Below are 16,221 nucleotides of genomic sequence, written 5' to 3'. Positions count from 1 at the left end.
TAGTATTTAAAAGTTTAAAAATAAATTTAGTAGAATTTTAGCAAAGAGCCTACGCTTTTGCTAAAAAATTTTGGTAAGAAGATTGCACAGAAACCGTGCCATCTGACAGGATTTTTTCTAAATTCAGAAATTCAATTTGATTTACGGATGCAGGATCAAAGTCTTTCTGGACTCTCACATAGTTTTCTGTGAAGCCGAACATTTTCCCGTCTTTATTTTCGTGTTCCCAAAGAACAGGCAGCGTTTTCCCCAATTGAGTCTGATAAAATGCCATTTTCTTCTTTTCAGAAAGAATTCTCAGCATTTTATTACGTTTTTTTCTTTCCGCTACGGGAACTACTCCGTCCATAGCTGCAGCTTCCGTATTTTCTCTTTCAGAATAGGTAAATACGTGAAGGTAAGTGATAGGAAGTTCATTAAGGAAATTATAGGTTTCCATAAATCTTTCTTCTGTTTCTCCCGGGAATCCTACAATAACATCTACTCCGATAGCCGCATCAGGCATTACCTCGCGGATCTTGTTTACTCTGTCATTATACAGTTTGGTCAGGTAACGACGTTTCATCTTTTTCAAGAGATCATCGCTTCCGGATTGTAACGGGATGTGAAAATGCGGAACAAAGCTTTTGCTTTTAGAAACCAGTTCAATACTTTCATCTTTCAAAAGATTAGGTTCGATGGAAGATATACGGATTCTTTCTATTCCTTCTACTTTATCCAGTTCTGAAATAAGATCAAGAAAGGTATGTTCGTGTTTTTTATTTCCAAATTCTCCTTTACCATAATCACCGATATTTACTCCTGTAAGAACAATTTCTTTGATATCTTTTGCAGCGATTTCCGTGGCGTTTCTGAGAACATTTTCAATGGTATCTGAACGTGAAATTCCTCTGGCTAATGGAATAGTACAGTAGGTACATTTGTAATCACAGCCATCCTGTACTTTCAGGAAAGCTCTGGTTCTGTCTCCTATAGAATAACTTCCGATAAAGAAATCGGTCTCTTCAATTTCACATGAGTGAACTACACCTTCACTTTCAGATTTCTCCAAATCGTCAAGGTAGCTCAGAATATTGAATTTTTCTTTTGCTCCTAAAACAAGATCAACGCCTTCAATCTGTGAAATTTCTTCAGGTTTTAGCTGTGCATAGCATCCTACAATAACGACCAGTCCTTCCGGATTGGCTTTCATTGCTCTTTTCACGTGAAGTTTACATTCACGGTCAGCATTTTCTGTTACTGAACAGGTGTTGATAACATATACATTGGCTTTTTCATCAAAACTTACCTTCTCATAACCTGCATCTGTTAATTGACGGGCAATAGTAGATGTTTCTGCAAAGTTTAATTTGCAGCCCAGTGTATGAAACGCGGCAGTTCTGTGAAAAGTAGACATTTGTTACTCCTGAATTTTATGGGTGCAAAGATAGTAATTTTAATAAGAACTCAAGATTGATTCAATCTATTGTTTATATTCATCTCTTACTTCAGGGCTGTTTTGAAAGCAGACGGGCGACGAATTGGGAGCTGTATCCTGACCTGAAAATTTGGTTTTCATTTCTGTATTAAATTCCTGAGACCGGTTTCTGGCAATAGAAAGTGTATTCCAATTTTCATTCTTTATCATTTTAGCGATATAAACAATTTGCCCGATGTGGTAAGGATAATGAGCCAATTGACGAAGAACTGCATCAATCACCGGATGTGCTTCTCCCCTGATATATGTTGTTGAGTAGAGATTTTCCTCGTTTATTTTATCTAGAGCATCAAAAAAGCATTCCCAACCCTGTTTCCAAAAATCAAGAACCTGTTGTTTAGTAGTAAAAGTATTGACAAATTCTCCATCACGGTTACGCCAAGGTTTCTCACCATCTTCGGTAAGGAAATTAGTCCATCGTGAAAGCATATTTCCTGCAAGATGTTTCACAATCACAGCAATAGAATTACTTTCTTCATTATACTGCCAGAACATCTGCTCATCTGTTAACTGTTCAAAGGTTTTATCACCAAGCGATTTATAATACTCAAAGCGTTTTACAAACAGGTCTTTCATTCTTTCTATTTTATTTCCTAATTTAATAACTTTTAAAACTAAAAACCACCTCAATTGAAGTGGTTTTTTCTATCTGTTTTATTATTATTCTCTGTTTTTCACCAGAACCCAGCCTGTATATTTAATGGCCGTATTCTTTTTATCATTTTCATTCCATGTGATAGAATACCAGTATGTACCTGTAGGGACTCTTCTTCCACCCTGGGTTCCATCCCATTTGTAGCCGTTGGATCGGTCTGCCTGGAAGATTTTATTTCCATAACGGTCGAAAACATTCATGATCAGATTTTGTTTGTTGGCAAGGGCTGAATAGTCGATAACATCATTTATTCCATCTGCATTAGGGGTTATCACATTAATCAAATTAGGTACAACGATTCCAATTTCTATCGGATCACAATCATAAGCATCTTTTACATATACTTTATGATCTCCTCTGGAAAGGTTATTGAAAACATTGGAATCCTGCCAGATGATATTATCTATTGAATATTTATAAGCCGGAGTTCCACCTATTATGGATACTGTGATTGTATTGTTCGAAATATCAATCCCGGAAACAACCGGCTGCTCGGAAGGAAGCACTTTTACCGTTTGTGTTGTCACACATTCTCCTGTTTTAAGTTTTACCCAATATACTCCTATTCCTGCTTTAATGGTTTGTGTAGTAGCTCCTGTACTCCACTCGTAACTTTTAAATCCGGGCCCTGCATCCAGCGTAGTCTGGTCTTCTGCACAAATAGTCACATCTTTAAGTTTATCAGAATAGACAGGCGGAATAACGATCAAAGTAACTTTAGCCACATTATAACAACCCTGAGCATTAGAAACCCTTATGTACACAAAACCATTGGGTGCAATGTAATTATTGGGATTCAGGATTTCATTGGTCTGATTAACAGCATCTGTCAATGAAGGATAATATTTTTTTGTCGGATTGGTCTGCCCGGTTACTGAAGCATTGACAAGATTGAAAGAAGCGGTGGCTGGACTGGATTCGATGAAGCATGATCTCAAAGTTGTTTCATTCACGACTACAACGGGATAAAATTTCAACGTAATCTGTGCCACTGCAGTACAGCCAAATTCTGATATTACCTTTACGTAAATAACTCCTTCTGCAGACACAAATGCCATTGGGTTGGTAATCTCATTGGTTCCGGCATTGAGATCCGCCATTGTAGGATAATATTTCTTAGTAACATTAGGGTTTGCAATAACATCTGCTGTGGTTAAATCAAATAAAGCTGTCCCTGCATTATTATTGTTACACTGGGTCAAAGTTGCGTTTGTTGCTGTGATAGAACCATTTTTAAATTTAAATGTTCCAACCTGCTTACATTTGTTGAGCGGATTAGATGCATTGGCCGGATCGGTATAATTGATACTGTAATAATAGACCGTTGTTGTATTGACTGTAATAGGAGCTGTAATAGGGTTATTCCCCGTTAAGGCATCATTCTGACTCAGATGATAACTTACCCCAAAGTTTTGATTTCCATTGAGAATTCCGGAGGATAATGTAGAAAAATCAAATAAAGCTGTAGCAGAGCATATTACCACTTCTCGTGGGTCTGCAGGATTCGCTGCAGGAATGCCCGGAGGAATAAATGGCTGGGTCTGAATAGCCGGATCTGTAAATGGTGAAGCCAGTGTGGCAGTTCCTCCCCATGTCAAAGAAAACGGAGCGGTTGTAGAGCTGGTACTGCTTACCCAGTTGTCGATAAACAAATAATAAGTCTGTCCCGGTAAAACATCAAGATATCTGCAATAAGGAGTCAGGGAACCTCCTGCAGCGCTTAGAAGCGTGCTTGTCATATTCAATCCTGTAGCAGGCCCGGGTCCGATAACTGTTGCAGCATTACAACGGATCGGTGATCCTAAATTTCCACAATTTACATTAGGACCAAAAATCGCCCAGTCATAATCGGCATCAGGATTATTCGGGACAAGGTCGAAGGTAAGTGTACCTCCTGTAGCGATTGTAATTTTATACCAGATTGAGTTGTGTTCTCCCGTAAAATCTATACAGCTTCCGGAGTTGACCAATTCCTTAATATTACCATATCCGGTAGGGCTATATGTGATATTTGAGTTTCCGCAAACGGAAAGTGCAGTAGCACAGTCAGCCTGGGCATAGAAAGTATGAGAGAGACATAGAAGTATGAAAAGTAAAAGTTTCCTCATAGATTTAATGTTTTTATGGTTATATCAGTTACACATTGCATTGATAATCAATACACATCAAATATAACTTAATTTTAATTAAAAACAATAAAATCTAAACAATTTTAAACTATTACAAATTAAAACATAGAATAATTCAAAATAACCTACATTATATCAAAATATACAACAAAATAATCAAACACAAATAACATTCACTTTATTTTATACTTGTAATATTTCCACAAAGATTTTCCAGGTGAAATATTTTATGGAAAGGACTTTTTACTTCTTTCAAATGTTCCTTATCCTGAATGAAAGTATATCTTGAGGCAATAGAATTCATATCGGAAACAATCACCAGCCAGCATTCATCTACTGAGGTGTCATAATAAGGAAATTTTTCGTTCTTCTTTTCAATAAGTTCCAGAATCTTTTCGGAGCACAGTTCATCAAATAAATTCATGCTATATTCATGAGTGATAAAGACATTTCTGCGGTGAAAAGATTTTCTCAGACTTTTTACACAGCCTACAGGCTTATTTTTTTTAATGCTTTTATAAATACTGATAACGTTTTCCTGTTGTACTTCCAGATTATCAAATTTGGTTGCCGGGTGGAACTCCAAAAAATAAACACCACGATATTTCGTAGTGTCTTCCTGTTCTAATAATATTTCTGCCTGACGGAACATCTTGTTTAAAGTGCTTTCCACTTTTTTCATTTCCAGATGGTTGATTACTTCGGTCAGTTCTATTCCGATTTTTTTGTCGTTCAGTTTGGCGATAAAGTCCGGACTCTCGCAGGTAAGGTTTTCAAATTTCACTTCGGGAAAATGATGCATAAAAGAGTTGAGAAGAAGAATCTCGGATTTCTTTCTGTATTTTTCACGATCGTGCAGCGGAGATTCGTCTATGGTACGGTGATACTTCTCTATGGGCTTTTTTTTCAAATGCCTGTTCAGGTAATATAAACTCAGATTCTTGATCAGATCTTCATCAGAAAATGTCTTTTTCATGTGTGATTTTTTTATTTAATTAAAGAACACATGCAGCCATTGGCTTTCATCATTAAAAGTTTTTGATAATCAAAAATTTACACTCTTAAAGATAAGCAAAAAAACAATTCAACACTTAGTTTTTAATTAATTTATCGATTAATTAATGTAAAGTTTATTTTCATAATTAATACCTTTGCCTTTTTAAACACAAACCCACATTTATGGATTTCAGGAATTTCAGAATACCTTACACGATTAATCCTCACTATTCAAAAAAAGCCGTTTATTTCTCAATGGAATTTGCTCTTGAGCAGGTACTTAAAATATATTCTGGAGGACTTGGCTTTCTGGCAGGATCTCATATGAGAAGTGCCTATAACCTTAAGCAGGATCTTATTGGAATCGGTATCCTATGGAAATTTGGTTATTATGACCAGGCAAGAAACCACGATCAGACTTTACAACCTGTATGGACGAGAAAGATGTACAGTTTTCTTGAGGATACAGGAATAAAATTTCAAATCGAAATCCACAGTGCTCCGGTTTGGGTAAAAGTTTGGTACCTTGATCCTGAAATTTTCAATACGGCCCCCATGTTTTTCCTTTCTACGGATGTTCCGGAAAATGATCACGTTTCAAAAACAATCTGTCACAAGCTGTATGATGCGAATGAATCTACAAAACTTGCTCAATATATTTTATTGGGGAAAGGAGGAGCCAAGCTATTGGATGAAATGAACATTGAGAGAGAAGTTTACCATCTTAACGAAGCCCATGGGCTTCCGGCAGCTTTTTATCTCCTGAGAAAATATAACGGAGATCTGAATAAAGTTAAAGAAAAACTGGTTTTCACCACTCATACTCCTGAAGAAGCTGGTAATGAAAAGCACAGCTTCAGATTATGTTATGACATGTCCTATTTTTCGGGATACAGCATGGAAGAAGTGAAAAAGATTGAAGGATCTGATGATGACCGTTTCAATCATTCTCTATGTGCATTGAAAATGGCAAGAATGGCCAATGGGGTTTCCCAGCTTCATGGGGTTGTTTCCAGAGCCATGTGGAATAAATATCCGGGAATCTGTGAAATCACGTCTATCACCAATGCTCAGGAATTTAAATACTGGTCTGATAAGCCTTTATACAATGCAAAAGATGAAAACGACGCAACCGTTTTTGATTTCCGTAAGAAATATCTGAAGAAAAAACTGTTCAGCATTGTTGCAGATCAGACAGGAAATTTATTTAATCCTAATGTCTTTACCATGGTCTGGGCCAGAAGATTTGCCGGCTACAAGAGGGCAGAACTTCTTCTCCATGACAAAGAAAGATTCTACAGACTTCTGAACAATCCAAAATATCCGGTACAGATTATCTGGGCAGGAAAACCTTACCCAATGGACTACTCTGCAATTTCTACATTCAATACCCTGGTTGAAGAAAGTAAAAATCATAAAAATATGGCTGTTCTTACGGGTTATGAACTTTCTTTAAGCAAGTCTTTAAAACAGGGCTCTGATGTATGGCTTAATAACCCAAGGGTTCCAAGGGAAGCTTCAGGAACTTCCGGTATGACGGCTGCCATGAACGGATCTGTCAATTTATCTACAGATGACGGCTGGATCCCGGAATTTGCCAAACATGGAGAAAACTCCTTCGTAGTGCCCAAAGCAGATTATCTGAATATGAGTATTTACGAACAGGATAATTATGATTTAAATAAGTTGTATGAAATTCTTGAAAATGAAATTCTTCCCACCTATTACGACCGTCCTGATGAATGGAGAAAAATCCAGCACAATGCAATGGATGATGTAAAAGATCATTTCAACAGTGACAGAATGGCGGATGAATACTACAGAATCCTCTATAATAATCAAAAATAGAATTAATGAGCAATGTCTTGAACACACCTGAATCCGGTATGTTCAAGACTTGTATCAGGACTGCTTTTCATACGCCGGGCCACCCTGTATCCACTGCAGTAGCTATCATTGCATAAAAAACTCCCTCCACGAAGACTGCGTTTAACACTATAAGGTTCCTGAGGGTCATAAGATCTGTCAGCACCCTGAGGGTTTAAAACCAGCCTGCCTTCCAGTTTTTGATAGTAATCATAATTGTATAAATCGCTGCACCATTCCCAAACATTTCCAGCCATATCATACAATCCATATCCATTGGCTTTAAATGATTGTACAGGGGCAAGGGTACCATAGCCGTCTTTCTTTTCATTAAAGTACGGAAACTTTCCTTCCCAGCTGTTTGCTTTAGGAGTTCCTTCATTGACGGGTTCATTTCCCCATGGATATATATTATTTTTTAATCCGCCCCGTGCTGCAAATTCCCATTCTGCTTCTGTGGGCAAACGTTTACCTGACCATTTACAATAGGCCTGCGCATCATCCCAGCTTATATGCACTACCGGATAATTGTCTTTTCCTTCAATATTGCTTGCCGGCCCCTGCGGATGTTTCCAGCTCGCCCCTTTTACCCATTTCCACCATTGGTTGAAATCATTCAGATTCACAGGCTTGGTTGTCGGTTTAAACACCAATGAAGCAGCTACCAATAAACTATCCGGAAGTTTTGGAGTACCCTTGGGCAGATTTTTTTTTAATTCGTTCCAATCTGGTTTCCGTTCTGCTGTTGTGATATAGCCTGTAGCATTTACAAATTTACAGAACTGGGCATTCGTTACTTCGGTTATATCCATATAAAACGGAGAAACCTTCACTCTATGTTTAGGGTATTCGTCCGGATCAGCCTGACTATTATCACCTCCCATATCAAACTCTCCTCCGGGGATTAGCACCATTGCTTCCAGAGAAGCTTTTCCATTAAAACTGATATGAGAAGAATCTGTTGTCCCTAATCTCTTGGGAATAGTCATGCAGGTATGCCCGGGTTTATTTCCCACAGGTTCTACGGCTTTATTTTTATTACAGGAACATACCAAACTTAATACTCCTGTACAAATTATCATTTTTATGGAAAACATCATCTTTATCTGAATATTTACAGTTTTTATGATTTCGGTTTACTGTATCTCCATCCTTTTTTCAACTGTAAGGAAAGTTGATTGACTATTTTTTTTGAAGGAACTTCTTCAGCAATATTTATATTTTCGTCAGGATCATTTTTATGATCATAAAGCTCTCGGGCCAGATAAGCTCCGGGCTTTTCAGTCTCTTTATTCCATTCGAACCATTCTACATATCGATACCTGTCGGTACGGATGGCATATCCCATTCTTTCTACATTTTGCACACCTCTCGTTTTTACTCCGAATCTTCCTAATAAAAACTGGCTGTAGGCTGCTGTTTTCCACTTACGTTCAGGATCCGAAAGCAAAGGTTTCATACTGGTTCCCTGAAGATAATCGGGAATTTTTATTCCGCTCATATCACATAAAGTAGGGTAAATATCTACGAATTCTGTAAGAGCATTGCTTGATTTTCCTTTTGCTTTTACTCCTGCCCCGCTGATAATAAGCGGTACTCTGGTATCAATCTCGTAGTTGCTCTGTTTACACCAGCTGTTATGCTCTCCCAGTTTCCAGCCATGGTCTCCCCACAATACAATAATCGTATTTTCACTCAGTCCTAATTCATCAAGAGCTTTTAACAACCTTCCTATCTGAGCATCTGTATAAGAGACAGATGCATAATACGCATGGAGAAGCTCCCTTTGCTTTTCCACATCATAAGGTTTTTCCGATGGTAAAGGAAGGTCTGATCTGTCTTTATAAGCTCTCAGTTCGCTGTCACCATGTACGGCAAATTCCGGAGCATTTTCAGGTATGAATTGATTTTTCGCAAGCGGTATATCGTTTCTGTTATACAAATCCCAGTATTTTTTAGGAGCGTTAAATGGCAAATGCGGACGGTAATAACCTACTGAAAAAAAGAAAGGCTTATCTTTTCCTTTTAATTCTTTCAGCTTTTGAATGGCCATGGTTGTTTGCGCTCCGTCATAATAGGCATCATCATCAACGTCGGCCATTTCAACAGAATTCGCCTTTGTATAGATAAATCCATAAGCATCCGGTTTTCCTTTTCCTATTTTCTGAAGGGCAAGTTCCTTTTCTTTCTGAATCTGCTTGTTTTTCTCCAGTTGATACACAGCGTCAGGATCGAAGGGATATCCGTTTACATGAAGTTCTTCATTCCAGGATTTACCATCAGGTAAAGTGTTATGAAAGGTTTTTCCGATTCCTACGGTATAATACCCGTTATTTTTGAATACCTGCGGAAGAGTGATCACATCCGGCAGGTTTTTCCTGAAATCTGTCTGAAGATCCCATACACGAACAGAATCTGGTCTCAAACCTGTAAGGAGGCTTGCCCGTGAGGGGTTGCATACAGCCTGCTGGCAATAGGCTCTATTAAAAACAACTCCTCTTGCTGCAAGCTTGTCCATATTAGGAGTTTTTATAACTGTGTTTCCATAGCAACCCATTTCAGGTCTTAAATCATCAATAGGAATAAACAGGATATTGGGTCTTGTTTGTCTGATAGTAGTCCTTTTTGGTTTAGGATTGGCTTTATTAAAACTTTCACCTCTTACCGCTATGCAGTTACAAATCGATATAATGAATAGTATTTTTAAAAAATTGAAATTCTTCATGAGATATACATTTTCTTTTTATTGATAAGACTTAGTTGTCATCAGCTTATTTCTCACTTCCTTCCATCCTTTTTTACGCTGTTCAGAAAGCTTGTCAAGGATATCTTTATTTTCGGGATACACTGCAATATTGAAATTCTCTTTCGGATCTGAGGTAAGATTATAAAGTTCCCGCGCCACAAGTTCTCCCGGCTTTTGAGTTGCTTTGTCCCAATAGTACCACTCTATCAGATGATAGCTTTTGGTCATCATTGAATATCCCATATAATTTTTTTTGTTAAGATCTATCCCTTCGCCTGCCGGGCGCAAAAACTGGCTGAATACGGCTCCTTTCCATTCCACGCTGTTTTCATTGAGAAGTTTTTTAAAGCTCGTTCCTTGCAGATAAGAAGGAGTTTCTATCCCTGCAAGATCACAGAGGGTAGGATAAAGATCTACCAACTCTACCAGTTCATTGCTTTTACTTCCCGGATTTTTCATTCCAGGTGCATATACAATAAGAGGAACACGGGTATCATTTACATAATTAGTCTGCTTACCCCATGCATTATGTTCTCCTAATTTCCAGCCGTGGTCTCCCCATAAAACAATAATAGTATTATCTATTAATTTTTGTTTTTCAAGCTCATCTACGAGTCGTCCAATACAGGCATCAACATAGCTTACAGAAGCATAATACCCATGTTTCAAAATTCTGGCTTCTTTTTCCGGCATTCTGAAGTAGGCAGGATGTTTTACATATTCAAGATCATAACAAGCAGTCATCTCCCTTTGGTTATACATGGCCATGCTTGGTGCATTAAACGGAATAAAGCTGTTATCTGCCATTGGTATTTCCATAGGATCATAAAGATCCCAGTATTTTTTGGGAGCTACAAAGGGTAAATGCGGCCTGAAATACCCCAGTGCCATGAAGAAGGGTTTCTTTTTATTTTTAATACGGTTGATAGTTTCAATGGCAAGCGATGTCTGAGCTCCGTCATACAATGAATCATCAGGGCAGTTTGCGGCCTCTACAGAACGTCCATATGCCCAGCCGTTACCATATCTTTTAGGGTCTTTAGCTAATCTTTCCAATCTTTTGGCCGCAAGCTCAGCTTTAAGTTCTCCACTGAAATAAAAAGATTCGGGATCTCTGTCTCTCATATTTTTAACGGCATATCCTTCAGGGCGAAGATCCGGCTCCCGGAAAGAGATAGAATCAGGCATGTGATTATGAAAAATCTTTCCGATGGATACTGTATGATAATTGAATTTTTCGAACTGCTGTGGAATCGTTACCACATCAGGATGTATTTTTCGAAATTCTTCTCCCAGCACCCATACCTTAGTGGAATCCGGCCGTAAACCCGTTAAAGCACTGGCTCTGGAAGGGGCACAAACTGCTACCTGACAATATGCATTTGTAAAAGTTGTACCTCTTCTTGCCAGCTTATCAATATTGGGTGTTTTAATGGCTGAATTACCGTAAACTCCCAGTTCCGGCCTCAGGTCATCAACGACAATAAAAATTACATTGGGTTTAGATTTTTTTTGTGACTGTCCTGCAATGATGCCAAATGGTAAAATCAATAGAAATGTACATATTGATTTCAAAGTTGAAACTCCAAACATATCAATTAGTTTTAAATAATCAGCCTTGCAGAAAGTGAATTACATTGTAGCAGCAAACAAAAGCTTCGCAAGGTTGTTTATTGATTAAACAGTGGATAAAGAAAACTTAAACATCCACAAAACATTAGGAGTCTTTTTCATCATTTGTGTATTATTTGAAAAGATATAACGAATTATGAATGATGTGAATTTAAAAAAAAAGAATAACTTATGCAAAGTAAACTATAGCACATACACACAAATAACACAAAACACATATTTACAGACACTTAAACAGCAAAGGAAAAATTGCACTAAAAAACAAAATAAGCTAATTTTCCCACTACTTCTTTTCCCTCTCTTCCTCCTCATTGTTCACAATAAATGAAATATAGAAGGTTAGATAAAAAAATCCAGAAAGAAAACTTTCTGGATTTATAAGTTATTTACCTTTTTTTTTCGATGGTACTTTCATACCTTTTTCCCGCGCTTCAGAAATACCGATGGCTACGGCTTGTTTTCTGCTTGTCACTTTCTTTCCGGAAGAAGACTTTAATTTTCCCTCCTTGAATTCGTGCATTACTTTTCCTACTTTGTCCTGAGCTTTTTCTGAATATTTAGTCTTGCTCATGATCAGATTTTTAAGATTTTGGCAGGGATACCCCTAATTCATAAACACAGGCATGTTTCAAATATTTTGAACGCTCTCTCGATGTTACCGATTCAAAATGATCATTTTTGATCACAATAATCGGGTCTTCCGCATTTTCAATCTCAAAATTGGCTAAATATCTTTCATCCGGTGGAGATTGTTGCAGTTTTGCTTTTATTTTTTGCAGCTCATCTGCATATTTTCTAAATCCCGGATCTGAGGAATGGATAAATTTATACTCATCGCCTGCATACACATAGTAATGAATTTTTTTCTCTATCAACCCCGCCTCATCAGTAATTTCGGGATTATCATTTCCGTCTCTAAAAACTACTTCCACCAATGTTCCTCCTTTTTTATGAGCACATTCTTCAGCGTCTTTAAAACTGGAAAAACCTGTATAAACAATCTGATCGTTTAATACATAACGGTTCAGTTTCTGGTTGTATGCATTCGTTTCCATAATTATTATTGATTTGATTATAAGGTATGATATTCAATTTTTTTGCCAAAAAGCTTATTTGAAAAGCTTTTTTATACATTTAATAAAATTATTATCTTTGAAATCCATTACTATTAGAAATGAAAAAATTACTCTTAACTCTTACTGTTGCGGCGGTATTTCAAAATGTGTCAGCACAGGAAATCACTTTAGATAAAATATATTCAGGATATTACCGTGGAAAGGGGATCGCAGGGATCACTTCCATGAAAAACGGAGAAAATTACCTGGTCATTGAACCGTCAGGAATTGCCAAATATTCTTACAAAACTTCACAAAAAGAAGGGAATCTTGTAGATGGAAAATTTGAAAGTTATATCTTTTCTGATGATGAGTCTAAAATTCTTTTACAGACAGGAAGCCAGCCTATTTACAGACATTCTTTTCTGGGGAAATTTGATGTTAAAGATTTAAAATCCGGGAAAGTAATCAGCCTGAATGAAGGGAAACCGGTTCAGGAGCCTTCATTTTCACCGGACGCTACGAAAGTGGCTTTTATTTCTGACAATAATCTTTTCTATCAGGATCTTAATTCAGGAAAAATCACACAGATTACAACGGATGGTAAAAAGAATTCAATCCTTAACGGTTTGGCAGACTGGGTATATGAGGAAGAATTCGGGCATGCAAAACAATATGAATGGACAAAAAATTCTGATGCCATCGTATTTGTAAAGTCTGATGAAAGCCAGGTTCCGGAAATCTATATTCCTATCTATGGAAAAACGCTTTATCCTACAGAAATGCGTTATAAATATCCAAAAGCAGGTGAGAAAAACTCTGTAGTTTCAGCACAGCTATACCGTCTTGATAACGGGAAAACAATGCAGCTGAACCTGGGTTCTTTCAAAAACTATTACATCCCGAATGTATTTCAGACTGCAAAGCCGGACGAAATGGTTCTGATCACTTCTGAAAGGATACAAAATGCTTCTGATATTTTAAAAGTGAACACAAAAACCGGAGCAGTTCAGAAGTTATTTACAGAAACAGATGAAAAATGGGTAGATACAGACAGCCCTACTCTTGAATTCCTTGAAGATGATTCCTTCCTTTGGGCTTCTGAGAGAGACGGGAACCGTCACCTGTACTGGTATGACAAAGATGGTAAGTTGAAAAAACAGATCACAAAAGGAAACTGGGAGGTAACCGATTATTATGGGTTTAATCCAAAGTCCAAAGAAATTTATGTTCAGACTACCGAAAAAGGAAGTATCAATAAAGTTATTTCCAAAGTCAATATTGAAAACGGAAAAACCCAGCTGATCTCCAATGCAGAAGGAAACAACTCTGCAAACTTCAGTAAAAACTATAATTATTTCATTGAAACATCTTCTACAGCAGCTAAACCTTACACCTATGTTTTAAAAGACGGTAATGGAAAAGCAGTAAAAGAACTTCAGAACAACAATGACCAGTTACAGAAACTAAAAGCTGATAATTTTGTTGAAAAAGAATTCATTACCATTCCAAATGCAGTAGGTGACCAGATGAATGCCTGGATTATGAAGCCTAAAAATTTCGATCCAAATAAGAAATATCCTCTGTTTATGTTCCAGTATTCGGGGCCGGGATCTCAGCAGGTAGCCAACTCATGGGATAACGGAAATGCTATTTGGTTCAATCACCTCGTACAAAAAGGATATATTGTTGCTTGTGTAGACGGCCGTGGAACGGGTTATAAAGGAGCAAAATATAAGAAAGTAACTTATATGAATTTAGGAAAATATGAGATTGAAGATCAGATCACAGCAGCCAAGTGGTTCGGAAACCAATCTTATATTGACAAAAGCAGAATCGGAATGTTCGGATGGAGCTTTGGTGGTTATATGACAAGTTTAGCCATGACGAAAGGAGCTGATGTCTTCAAAGTAGGAATTGCTGTAGCACCGGTAACGAACTGGAGATATTATGACTCTGTATATACCGAAAGATTTATGAGAACACCTCAGGAAAACCCGGATGGATATGATAAAAATTCTCCTACGGAATATGCTAATCTGTTGAAAGGAAAATTCTTATTAATTCACGGAACGGCTGATGATAACGTTCATTTCCAGAATTCTATGGAGTTCTCTGAAGCTTTGATTCAAAACAAAAAACAGTTTGATTTCATGGCTTACCCTGATAAAAACCACGGAATTTACGGTGGACAGACAAGACCTCAGTTATACCAGAAAATGACGGATTTCATCCTGAATAATCTATAATATTCAATTTATAACTCATAAAAAATCCCTTTCAGAAATTCTGAAAGGGATTTTTATTATTTAGGGTATTTCACCGCTTTATCCAGTTCTATAGGATTATTAAAGGCTTTTAACTTTTTTCTTTCGTTGGCTTCTGCGGGTTTCAGCTGTTCTTTGGAGAGAATTGTGCCATCATCCAGCAGCAACTTTTTCCCTTCAGGGATTGTAAGATTTCCATTAAAAGCGTATTTAAAGGGATTGGAATAGAGGTCCAACCTTAGTTTATTTAAATCCTTCTGGGTAACGGGAATTGCTCTGGATATAAAGCCTTCCAATGAAATACGTTGATAACTCTCCGGAATTTTTTCACTTTTGATTACTTTAAAATAATAATCTTTTTTTGAATCATATAGCTCCATGATTAAACCAGGTAAACCATTAAATTTATAGGGTCCGTAAGAAATTGGGATATCTTTGGAAAACCATGCTACCCAGCTCCTTCCACCAAACGCAGTTACTGCTTTTTGAACCCGATAACCTTCAAATGTTTTGATACTATCTGAAATTTTCCAATTCTGTTCAGCCTCTTCGTTAATCTTGTAGAAATTTACATCTCCTATGTATTCATAGTTTTGAAAGGATATAATATTCTTTTTTTTGATAAGAAAAGACGTCTGTTTATTAATTGGAGATCGTCCAGTAGTAGTAAATACCGAATCCCTAATATAATACAGCCTGTTATAATACGCTATATCCTCTTTTGTGATATCCAGATAATAATTTTCCCGGGTGATATCTTTTGAGGTTGAATCTTTCTTGTATTTCACCTCATAGATGAACCTGTTGTTCTGGGAAAAAAACATTACAGTTCCCAGCAATATAAATAATAAGCTTTTCATAACAATTTAATTTTCGGATAATAATTCCGGGATAAAGAACTCCAGATCTGCTCTTTTATACTGAACCGGGTATTCCGTGTCATTAATAAAGATATTGGGTGTAAAATGCACCCCATTGCTGCTTACCCATTCTTCATGTCCTTTTAATACTGCAAGTGCATTCTCTGAGCTTCCAAAATATTTAGAATACTTTTGATACCAGACACTTTTGTCTTCACTATATCCCTGAACATCATACCAGCCGCTCAACGCTTCCAGAAATTCTATTTTATTTTCGCTATTGATATAAATATTGGTAAGGTTGACATGAACCGTTCTATTATCCAGATCATCCCTGCTAAGGTCTATATCAAAGAAAATATTGATTCTTAACTCATCTGAATACTTTTTAACCAGCTTTAGAAAAACAGGGTAAAATTCTTTACAATGCTTACAAAAAGGATTGGTGACAAAGGTTAAAGTTCCACCTGCTTTTTCATTTCCAAATACAAAAGCTCCAGAAAAATTGGTATCAATAAGTTTCTTTTGCAAGGATAGA

General features: G+C 37.0%; 13 protein-coding genes. 2 read left to right on the top strand and 11 right to left on the bottom strand.

The window, feature by feature from the left end; translation table 11 throughout:
* Positions 1-49 precede the first annotated feature (49 nt).
* From mtaB to FFS26_RS09260, 4 genes are all read right to left on the bottom strand, one after another.
* Positions 50-1,396, bottom strand: coding sequence for a tRNA (N(6)-L-threonylcarbamoyladenosine(37)-C(2))-methylthiotransferase MtaB (mtaB, locus tag FFS26_RS09275; RefSeq protein WP_110009519.1), 1,347 nt, complete (start codon positions 1,394-1,396; stop codon positions 50-52).
* Positions 1,397-1,462: 66 nt separating this feature from the next.
* Positions 1,463-2,053: a DUF1572 domain-containing protein gene (locus tag FFS26_RS09270; protein ID WP_110009520.1), complete on the bottom strand. Its 591-nt coding sequence runs from the start codon at positions 2,051-2,053 to the stop codon at positions 1,463-1,465.
* Between the two features lie 84 nt (positions 2,054-2,137).
* Positions 2,138-4,240: a T9SS type B sorting domain-containing protein gene (locus tag FFS26_RS09265; protein ID WP_110009521.1), complete on the bottom strand. Its 2,103-nt coding sequence runs from the start codon at positions 4,238-4,240 to the stop codon at positions 2,138-2,140.
* 199 nt (positions 4,241-4,439) lie between these two features.
* Positions 4,440-5,237 (bottom strand): hypothetical protein, encoded by a 798-nt coding sequence (locus tag FFS26_RS09260; RefSeq protein WP_110009522.1) that lies wholly within the window; start codon positions 5,235-5,237, stop codon positions 4,440-4,442.
* A gap of 203 nt (positions 5,238-5,440) precedes the next feature.
* On the opposite strand from FFS26_RS09260, the gene glgP reads away from it, so the two are divergent.
* On the top strand, positions 5,441-7,105 hold the full coding sequence (gene glgP / locus FFS26_RS09255; RefSeq protein ID WP_110009523.1) for an alpha-glucan family phosphorylase: 1,665 nt from the start codon (positions 5,441-5,443) through the stop codon (positions 7,103-7,105).
* Between the two features lie 2 nt (positions 7,106-7,107).
* Here glgP and FFS26_RS09250 read toward each other — a convergent pair whose 3' ends face one another.
* From FFS26_RS09250 to FFS26_RS09230, 5 genes are all read right to left on the bottom strand, one after another.
* Positions 7,108-8,205, bottom strand: coding sequence for a formylglycine-generating enzyme family protein (locus tag FFS26_RS09250; RefSeq protein ID WP_228406476.1), 1,098 nt, complete (start codon positions 8,203-8,205; stop codon positions 7,108-7,110).
* A 41-nt stretch (positions 8,206-8,246) separates the two neighbouring features.
* Entirely contained in the window at positions 8,247-9,848 is a 1,602-nt protein-coding gene (locus FFS26_RS09245) for a sulfatase (protein WP_137904892.1), read from the bottom strand.
* A gap of 18 nt (positions 9,849-9,866) precedes the next feature.
* Positions 9,867-11,462, bottom strand: coding sequence for a sulfatase (locus FFS26_RS09240; RefSeq protein ID WP_137904891.1), 1,596 nt, complete (start codon positions 11,460-11,462; stop codon positions 9,867-9,869).
* A 421-nt stretch (positions 11,463-11,883) separates the two neighbouring features.
* On the bottom strand, positions 11,884-12,072 hold the full coding sequence (locus tag FFS26_RS09235; RefSeq protein ID WP_110009528.1) for a DUF6496 domain-containing protein: 189 nt from the start codon (positions 12,070-12,072) through the stop codon (positions 11,884-11,886).
* Between the two features lie 10 nt (positions 12,073-12,082).
* A complete protein-coding gene (locus tag FFS26_RS09230; RefSeq protein ID WP_062675487.1) occupies positions 12,083-12,556 on the bottom strand; it encodes a hypothetical protein in 474 nt (157 codons plus the stop codon).
* A 119-nt stretch (positions 12,557-12,675) separates the two neighbouring features.
* Between FFS26_RS09230 and FFS26_RS09225 the strand changes: the two genes are divergently transcribed.
* Positions 12,676-14,805 (top strand): S9 family peptidase, encoded by a 2,130-nt coding sequence (locus tag FFS26_RS09225; RefSeq protein ID WP_137904890.1) that lies wholly within the window; start codon positions 12,676-12,678, stop codon positions 14,803-14,805.
* Positions 14,806-14,861: 56 nt separating this feature from the next.
* Here FFS26_RS09225 and FFS26_RS09220 read toward each other — a convergent pair whose 3' ends face one another.
* A complete protein-coding gene (locus FFS26_RS09220; RefSeq protein WP_110009536.1) occupies positions 14,862-15,683 on the bottom strand; it encodes a GLPGLI family protein in 822 nt (273 codons plus the stop codon).
* Between the two features lie 6 nt (positions 15,684-15,689).
* Positions 15,690-16,214, bottom strand: coding sequence for a thioredoxin domain-containing protein (locus tag FFS26_RS09215; RefSeq protein WP_137904889.1), 525 nt, complete (start codon positions 16,212-16,214; stop codon positions 15,690-15,692).
* Positions 16,215-16,221 lie beyond the last annotated feature (7 nt).

Source organism: Chryseobacterium sp. 2VB (assembly GCF_005503635.1).
In the GTDB taxonomy this organism is placed as follows: Bacteria; Bacteroidota; Bacteroidia; order Flavobacteriales; family Weeksellaceae; genus Chryseobacterium; species Chryseobacterium cupriresistens.
This window is presented reverse-complemented; position numbering and strand designations above follow the sequence as displayed.

What these genes read in the sequence shown, in the direction of transcription:
- mtaB (WP_110009519.1), bottom strand. Translation starts at nt 1,396, where the DNA reads ATGTCTACTTTTCACAGAACTGCCGCGTTTCATACACTGGGCTGCAAA.
- FFS26_RS09270 (WP_110009520.1), bottom strand. Translation starts at nt 2,053, where the DNA reads ATGAAAGACCTGTTTGTAAAACGCTTTGAGTATTATAAATCGCTTGGT.
- FFS26_RS09265 (WP_110009521.1), bottom strand. Translation starts at nt 4,240, where the DNA reads ATGAGGAAACTTTTACTTTTCATACTTCTATGTCTCTCTCATACTTTC.
- FFS26_RS09260 (WP_110009522.1), bottom strand. Translation starts at nt 5,237, where the DNA reads ATGAAAAAGACATTTTCTGATGAAGATCTGATCAAGAATCTGAGTTTA.
- glgP (WP_110009523.1), top strand. Translation starts at nt 5,441, where the DNA reads ATGGATTTCAGGAATTTCAGAATACCTTACACGATTAATCCTCACTAT.
- FFS26_RS09250 (WP_228406476.1), bottom strand. Translation starts at nt 8,205, where the DNA reads ATGATAATTTGTACAGGAGTATTAAGTTTGGTATGTTCCTGTAATAAA.
- FFS26_RS09245 (WP_137904892.1), bottom strand. Translation starts at nt 9,848, where the DNA reads ATGAAGAATTTCAATTTTTTAAAAATACTATTCATTATATCGATTTGT.
- FFS26_RS09240 (WP_137904891.1), bottom strand. Translation starts at nt 11,462, where the DNA reads ATGTTTGGAGTTTCAACTTTGAAATCAATATGTACATTTCTATTGATT.
- FFS26_RS09235 (WP_110009528.1), bottom strand. Translation starts at nt 12,072, where the DNA reads ATGAGCAAGACTAAATATTCAGAAAAAGCTCAGGACAAAGTAGGAAAA.
- FFS26_RS09230 (WP_062675487.1), bottom strand. Translation starts at nt 12,556, where the DNA reads ATGGAAACGAATGCATACAACCAGAAACTGAACCGTTATGTATTAAAC.
- FFS26_RS09225 (WP_137904890.1), top strand. Translation starts at nt 12,676, where the DNA reads ATGAAAAAATTACTCTTAACTCTTACTGTTGCGGCGGTATTTCAAAAT.
- FFS26_RS09220 (WP_110009536.1), bottom strand. Translation starts at nt 15,683, where the DNA reads ATGAAAAGCTTATTATTTATATTGCTGGGAACTGTAATGTTTTTTTCC.